6 protein-coding genes are annotated in these 7,410 nt (G+C 53.4%); all 6 read left to right on the forward strand.

What is annotated here, in order from left to right; genetic code table 11:
* Positions 1-1,050: asparagine synthase C-terminal domain-containing protein (locus tag QCH34_RS03715; protein WP_366898300.1), on the forward strand; the 1,050-nt coding region annotated here is incomplete at its 5' end.
* Complete coding sequence (gene gatC, locus QCH34_RS03720; RefSeq protein WP_300330305.1) at positions 1,040-1,309, forward strand: Asp-tRNA(Asn)/Glu-tRNA(Gln) amidotransferase subunit GatC; 270 nt, start codon at positions 1,040-1,042, stop codon at positions 1,307-1,309. The genes QCH34_RS03715 and gatC, both read left to right, overlap by 11 nt.
* A 1-nt stretch (position 1,310) precedes the next feature.
* On the forward strand, positions 1,311-2,609 hold the full coding sequence (gene gatA / locus QCH34_RS03725) for an Asp-tRNA(Asn)/Glu-tRNA(Gln) amidotransferase subunit GatA (RefSeq protein WP_300330308.1): 1,299 nt from the start codon (positions 1,311-1,313) through the stop codon (positions 2,607-2,609).
* Complete coding sequence (gene gatB / locus QCH34_RS03730; protein WP_300330311.1) at positions 2,606-4,018, forward strand: Asp-tRNA(Asn)/Glu-tRNA(Gln) amidotransferase subunit GatB; 1,413 nt, start codon at positions 2,606-2,608, stop codon at positions 4,016-4,018. Before gatA ends, gatB begins: the two co-directional genes overlap by 4 nt.
* Positions 4,019-4,036: 18 nt before the next feature.
* Positions 4,037-6,826, forward strand: a complete 2,790-nt coding sequence (locus tag QCH34_RS03735) for a DNA topoisomerase I (RefSeq protein ID WP_300330314.1) — start codon at positions 4,037-4,039, stop codon at positions 6,824-6,826.
* On the forward strand, positions 6,823-7,410 hold a 588-nt coding region (locus tag QCH34_RS03740), incomplete at its 3' end, for a heptaprenylglyceryl phosphate synthase (RefSeq protein ID WP_300330317.1). The genes QCH34_RS03735 and QCH34_RS03740, both read left to right, overlap by 4 nt.

Genomic DNA, 7,410 nt, shown 5'->3' on the forward strand with positions numbered 1-7,410 from the left:
GATCATGTGGAGCAGAATGCCGGAGTAACCTTAATGGATACACTACTATCAATCCGTGGATGGGTGGAGGAAGGAGGCGTCATCCTGACAGACGATCAGATCCGGTTCATTCTCGAAGAGGAGCCGGAGAGAGTATGCGGTTTTGGTGGGGAGTTTGCGATCGAGTACGGAGCATACCGGCTCCGTGATTCCCTTGGCGTGGTGACTGGAAACGCCCCCCCGGGTACCTTCCAGAAGAATGGCGAGACCATCTGCCGCATTGTGCCAGATCCGATCGCAATGCCGCTTGAAGATGCCATCAGGGAAGCTGTTTCCCTCCGGACCAGTGAAAAGAGTGTTGTTGCCCTCTCGGGAGGAGTCGACTCATCCCTCATCGCGGCTCTTGCAGATCGCCCCTGCCTTGCCGTTGGGCTCTCAGGATCGCACGATCTCAACCGTGCAGAAGAGGTGGCAGCTGCAATCGGGTGTGACCTCATTACAGGAGAGATCGATCCGTCCCGCGTGGAACCTGTTCTTCGGCAGATACTCTCCCTCCTTCCTTCCATAAATCCGGTTGATGCCTCGATTGCCGCAACCGGCTTCTTCCTCTGTGAAGCAGCTGCCGATTATGGATATGATCGGATCATCTCCGGGCAGGGTGCTGATGAACTCTTCTGTGGGTATACAAGGTACCTTGAGAGTTCTGATCTCAAAGCAGACAGAACTGCGGATATCGCAGACCTCCCAAGACAGCTGGCACGGGATCAGGCGGTTTCCGGTCTTTTTTCTGTCTGGATCTCGCTTCCCTATCTTGATACCAGGGTCGTGCGCGCCGCAGATCGGATTCCGGTTGGTGAGATGATCAGCTCAGGTAAACGAAAATTCCCTCTCCGATCGGTAGCATCTGCATATCTGCCTCAGGATATCGCATGGTACGAGAAGAAAGCAATGCAGTATGGCAGCGGTGTCTGGAAGGTTATCAGGGATCATGCACGGGAAAGAGGTTTTAAAAGAGCCGTACAAGGGTACATGAAGTATATTCAGGATGGTAGGGCAGAGCATGGTATCTAAAGAGGATGTAGCACATATCGCCACAATCGCCGATATCGGCGTTGATGAATCAGAACTGGACCTTTTTACGGGCCAGTTCAATGCAATACTGGATTATTTTGATGTACTTGATTCTGTTCCGATAGGAGGTGATGCAGCCCCTCTGCGAAAGAATGTCTTCCGGGATGACGAGGTTGTACCTTCCCTCTCACATGATGAAGTCCTGATGAATGCTACCGATCCGGAAGATGGGTTCATCCGTGCCCCGAGGGTGATCTGAGATGGGATCCCGATACTCATTTGATAATCCTGATCCCCACAATGCCTTCATCACCATCTGCCGTGAGGCTGAATATGGCGAAGGCCCTCTCAGTGGCATTCCGGTTGCCGTCAAGGACAATATCTCAACAGCCGGAATTGAGACCACCTGCGGCTCAAATATCCTCAAAGGCTATATCCCACCCTACGATGCCCATGTCATAACCCATCTCCGCTCAGCAGGTGCTGCGATCGTTGGTAAAACCAATATGGATGAGTTTGGAATGGGCACTACCACTGAATCCTCTGCATTTGGACCTACCCTCAATCCAGCCGACCCGACACGGGCACCTGGCGGTTCATCAGGTGGATCAGCTGCCGCTGTTGCATCAGGAATGGTACAAATGGCACTCGGTACCGATACCGGGGGGTCAATCCGCTGTCCTGCCTCTTTCTGTGGGATCGTTGGCCTGAAGCCAACCTATGGCCGTGTCTCCAGGTACGGTCTGATTGCCTATGCAAACTCCATGGAGCAGATCGGACCGCTTGCAGGGAATGTCAGGGACTGCGCTCTTTTATATTCTGTCATCGCCGGTTATGATCCACGCGACGGGACCAGTCTGGATCTTCCTGCACCTGCTCCGCTGAAAGCGGAGATTGCCGGGAAACGGATCGGGGTTCCTGCCGAATTTTTTGGAGAAGGGGTCGATCCGGCGGTTGCAAAAACCGTACAGTCGGGAATAGACCGGCTTGAAGGACTGGGTGCTGAGATCATATCATGCTCCATGCCGAGCATGCAGTATGCCCTCGCCGCATACTATGTCACCTCGATGAGCGAGGCAAGCTCAAATCTTGGCAGGTATGACGGAGTCAGGTATGGCACTGCACCTGATTTCGTCCGCTCCTGGCATGATGCATACTCACATATCCGGAAGAGCGGGTTTGGCGAAGAGGTTCGGCGGCGAATCCTGCTTGGCAGCTTTGCTCTCTCTGCCGGATACCAGGGGAAGTATTATGCAAAAGCACAGGCCGCACGGCAGATGGTGCGGAATGATTTTGCCCGCCTTTTTGAGACTGTTGATATGCTTGCGGGCCCGACAATGCCCTGTGTCGCTCTCCCCCTCGGAGAGACGAGTGACCCGCTCTCGATGTACCTCGCTGACATCCTGACGGTTCCGGCAAACCTTGCAGGTGTCCCGGCAATATCAGTTCCCTGTGGCACTGCCCACAATCTCCCCGTCGGTCTCCAGCTGATCGGAAAACACAGGTCAGAGGATGAGATTCTTTCGGCTGCACTCGCCTTTGAGGAGGGTTCAGTATGACTGTCATCATCGGACTTGAGATCCACTGCCAGCTGAATACGAAGACGAAACTCTTCTGTGGCTGTTCAACCGATTACCGTGATGACGGGCCAAATACCCATGTCTGCCCGATCTGCCTTGGTCTGCCGGGAACGCTGCCGGTGACGAACAAACAGGCGGTTCTGTATGCACTGAAGGTTGCAAAAGCTCTCCACTGCAAGGTTCCGGCTTTTTCTGAATTTGCACGGAAGAACTATTTCTACCCGGATCTCCCAAAAGCATTCCAGATCACCCAGTATGACAAACCTCTCGCACTTGGCGGCTATATCGATAACGAGGCAGAAAATGGCGGCGAGAAAAGGGTTGAACTTACCCGGATCCACATGGAGGAGGATCCCGGCCGGCTTGTTCATAAAGGAAGCGGGGATCGCGGCCGCTACACTCTTGTCGATTACAACAGGTCCGGTGTTCCCCTAATCGAGATTGTGACGGAACCCCAGCTCTCCTCTCCAAAAGAGGCGCGGAGGTTTTTGAATAAACTCAGGGCAACACTCGAGTACCTCGGAATTTATGACTCCGAACGGGAGGGCTCACTCAGGGTCGATGCCAATATATCGATCAAGGGATATGAACGGGTCGAGGTGAAGAATATCACCAGTTATAAAGGGGTTGAGAAAGCCCTTACCTTTGAGATAACACGGCAAAAAGGGATGATTCGGAGAAATGCTCAGATCGTCCGCGAAACACGGCATTACCAGGAGGCACGGGGTGTCACCACCTCCGCCCGTTCAAAGGAGATGGAGCATGATTACCGGTACTTCCCCGAGCCCGATCTTGCCCCGCTTGAGGTCAGTTCATGGGTTGACGAAATCCCTCTCCCCGAGCTGCCTGACGCACGACGGGATCGGTTTGTGCAGCAGTACGGGATCTCCCAAAACCATGCCCGGACCCTGACCGGGGATCTGAAGCTTGCCGAATTCTTCGAGGAGATCGCCTCAGATATGCCGGAGATTGCCGCTCCATGGACCGCGGATATTCTTCTCGGTGAGCTGAATTATCGTGACATGCCTGTGACAAAGGTGCCGGTTCCCCACTATGGCGCCCTCCTTCTGGAAGTGAAGAAGGGATCAGTCACTGATACATCGGCAGTCGAGATTCTCAGGCTCATCCTGAACCAGGTAATGGAGGGACAGCAGCCGGAGATGCCCGGTGAGATTATCGCACGTCTTGGACTTTCAAAGGAGAAAGGCGATTCAATTGTTGATACTGTCGCCTCGGTTCTCAGGGAAAATGAAGCGGCAGTTGCCGATCACAGGGCTGGAAAGGCGGGGGCGATCAACTTCCTCGTCGGCCAGGTGATGAAGGCAACACGAGGGCGTGCAGATCCAAAAGAGATCGCGAAAATAATCGCCGATCTTCTGAAGGAATGATTGGAGGTTGTGTTTTCCGTGCATCTGATAATAGCTGAGAAGAATATTGCCGCAAGGAGGATTGCCGAAATACTTGCGGGTAAAGGGAAGCTCTCCACAAAAAAGGATGGCTCTGTCTTTGTCTATGAGTTTGGGGATACCAAAGTCATGGGACTGCGGGGCCATGTTGTTGAGGTTGATTTTGAGCCCGGATATGATAACTGGCGGAGTGCAACCCATCCTCCCAGATCACTCATTGAAGCCGGGATCATCAAGAGGGCCACTGAGGCGAAGCTCGTCTCCATCCTCCAGAAGGCAGCTAAAAGAGCAGATCTCGTAACGATCGCCACCGACTACGATACTGAAGGTGAACTCATCGGTAAGGAGGCATATGAGCTTGTCCGTGCCGTGAATAAGACTGTCTCGATTGATCGTGCCCGCTTCTCCGCTATCACGCCTGAAGAGATACAGAGGGCATTTGCTGAGACACAACCACTGGATTTCCACCTCGCCGCAGCCGGGGAGACCCGGCAGATTGTGGATCTGGTCTGGGGTGCATCCCTTACCCGTTTCATCTCCATCGCAGCAAAACGTGGTGGTATGAATATTCTCTCTGTCGGCCGTGTGCAGAGCCCGACACTGGCGATGATCGTTGAGAGGGAACGGGAGATCGAGGCGTTTGTCCCTGAAACATACTGGATGGTCGGGCTTCGTTCTGAAAAGGATGGATCTGCCATTGAAGCACGTCATACGCATGGCAGATTCAAAGAGAAGGCCGATGCAGAAGCGGCAGTTCGTGGCAGCATCCCCCCTTTAACCGTCACTGAGGTTATAGAAGGGGAGAAGAACGATCGAGCCCCTTCCCCGCTTGATACGACGACACTCATCGTTGCTGCCGGGAGGCTGGGCTATTCGGCGGCAAACGCGATGCGTATTGCAGAAGACCTCTACATGAACGGATTCATCTCGTATCCCAGAACCGACAATACCGTCTATTCGAAAAGCCTTAATCTGAAAGGTATTGTCCAGGATCTCTCGCATGGCGTCTTTGGAGAAGATGGAAGATGGGTGCTGTCCAATATGCGGCCACACCCGACCCGTGGAAAGAAAGAGACAACCGATCACCCCCCGATTCACCCCACAAGCTATGGAAGCCCTGACAAGATTGGTGAGGGTTCCTGGAAGCTCTATGAGTTTATTGTCAGACGCTTCTTTGCAACACTCTCTCCGGATGCGAAATGGAAGACCCTGAAGGTGAACATGACTGCGGGAAGCGAGCCCTATACCACAACCGGCAGCAGGCTTGTTGTACCGGGATACCGACGCATCTACCCCTACTCCGATGCAAAAGAGCTCATCCTCCCCGAGCTGGCTGCCGGGATGATCCTTCCGATAATCTCTGTTAATCTCGATGAGAAAGAGACAAAACCTCCTGCACGCTATACCCAGAGCCGCCTGATCCAGCGGATGGAGGAACTTGGCCTTGGAACGAAGAGTACAAGGCATGAAGTGATCCAGAAACTCATCGGACGAAAGTATATCGAAGGCAATCCACTGCGACCGACGCTTGTCGGACGTGCTGTGACCGATACACTCTCAAACCACGCCGATACGATCACACGGCCTGAGATGACGCGATCGCTTGAAGATCATATGAACCAGATCAAGGTGGGAAAGAAACAGTCGTCAGATGTACTTGCCGAATCACGGGAGATGCTCAACTGCGTCTTTAACCAGCTTGAGGCAAACCAGGAGATGATCGGGGAAGACATCATGGAGATGACGGTTGAGGAGTCGATCGTCGGCCCCTGCCCGGTCTGCGGCCATTCACTCAGGATACGCAAGATGGGTTCATCCCAGTTCATCGGTTGCATGCACTACCCGGACTGCACCTTCAATATCAGCCTTCCACCGGGAACCTGGGGTGGTGCGGTCAGGACAAAAGAGATCTGCCCCTCCCACTCCCTTCATCATATCAGCCTTGTCAGGAAAGGTGCCCGCCCCTGGGATCTCGGCTGCCCTCTCTGCTCCCATATTGCCTCCAATAAAGAGGCGCTTGGGATGATCTCCGGGTGTAGTGAGGAGATGATCACCTCATTGCATGTCCACCATCTCTATTCGATCATCGATCTCATTGGGAAAAATACCGATGCTCTTGCAGATATTCTTGGAATATCCCCTTCGAAAGCAACATCCATTCAGAAGGGTGCAGAGGAGGTAATCGCTCTTCTGAAGCGGAGGACAGAGATGAAGAAGTTCATCCGCTCCCATATTACCCCTCGAAGAGGAAGAAGCCCGGCAAAAGTTGCCAATATGCTCATCGAGGCAGGGGTGTGTGATATCGCCGCACTCGGCCGGGCTGATGCCGCCCTGCTGAAAAAAGCCGGTGTTTCCGCAGAAGAAGCTGAAACACTCATCAGAGAAGCAAAGATGGAGAGCGATACCAGAGTCCTGCGGGAGTTGGGCATCCCTGCTGCATCCCTGAAGAAATACCAGGCAGCCGGTATCTCATCTCCTGAGGATTTTACCCGGATACATCCTGCCGGCATTGCGGTTGCATCGGGGGTCACCATCGAGACGGTGATCAAACATGTATCACTGGTATGCGACTATTTTAACCTGAAAAAACCTGAGAAGATCACCAATGCCACTTTCAGGAAAGGACAGGCAGAGCTCCTTGAGATGCCGGGAGTCGGTGAGGCAACGCTTCAGAAACTTGCAGCTACTGGCATTTACAATCGGAAAACACTTCTGGATGCAGGAGATCAAATCCCCGGCATCTCCCCCGAGGTGCTGGCAACACTGAAAAAACAGGCGGCAAAACCATGAACTGGAAAAAATGGGTTCATATCACAAAGCTGGATCCCGATCGCTCACTTGACAGGGATGCCATAGAAACAGTCGCGACAAGCGGAACCGATGCACTCATGCTCTCAGGAACACTGGATGTCACTCCTGAGAAGCTGGCAGTCCTGTACGATTGTGTGCGGGATTATAACCTTCCGATCGTTGTTGAACCGGCTGAACCCGGTGGTGCACGGTTTGATGGGATGGATCTCGTCTTTGTACCGAGTGTCCTGAACGCATCCCATCCCCGCTGGATCGTCGGCCAGCATGAGCGCTGGGTCAGGGATTATCCAATTGACTGGCCGCGGGTTGTCCCTGAGGCATATATCGTCTTAAATCCCGCCTCTTCAGTTGCGAAAGTGACCGGATCTGATTGCACTCTCGCTCCTGCCGATGTCGCTGCATATGCCGCCGTTGCCGATCGATACTTCCGGTTCCCGGTTGTGTATATCGAATATTCCGGTACCTATGGAGATCCGGCAGTTGTACAAGCAGTCTCTGAAGCAGTCACAGATGCCCGGGTCTTCTATGGCGGCGGGATCAACAGTGCCGAACGTGCCGCCGAG

Origin of the sequence: Methanocalculus sp., assembly GCF_029762515.1 — an archaeon.
Lineage (GTDB): Archaea > Halobacteriota > Methanomicrobia > Methanomicrobiales > Methanocorpusculaceae > Methanocalculus.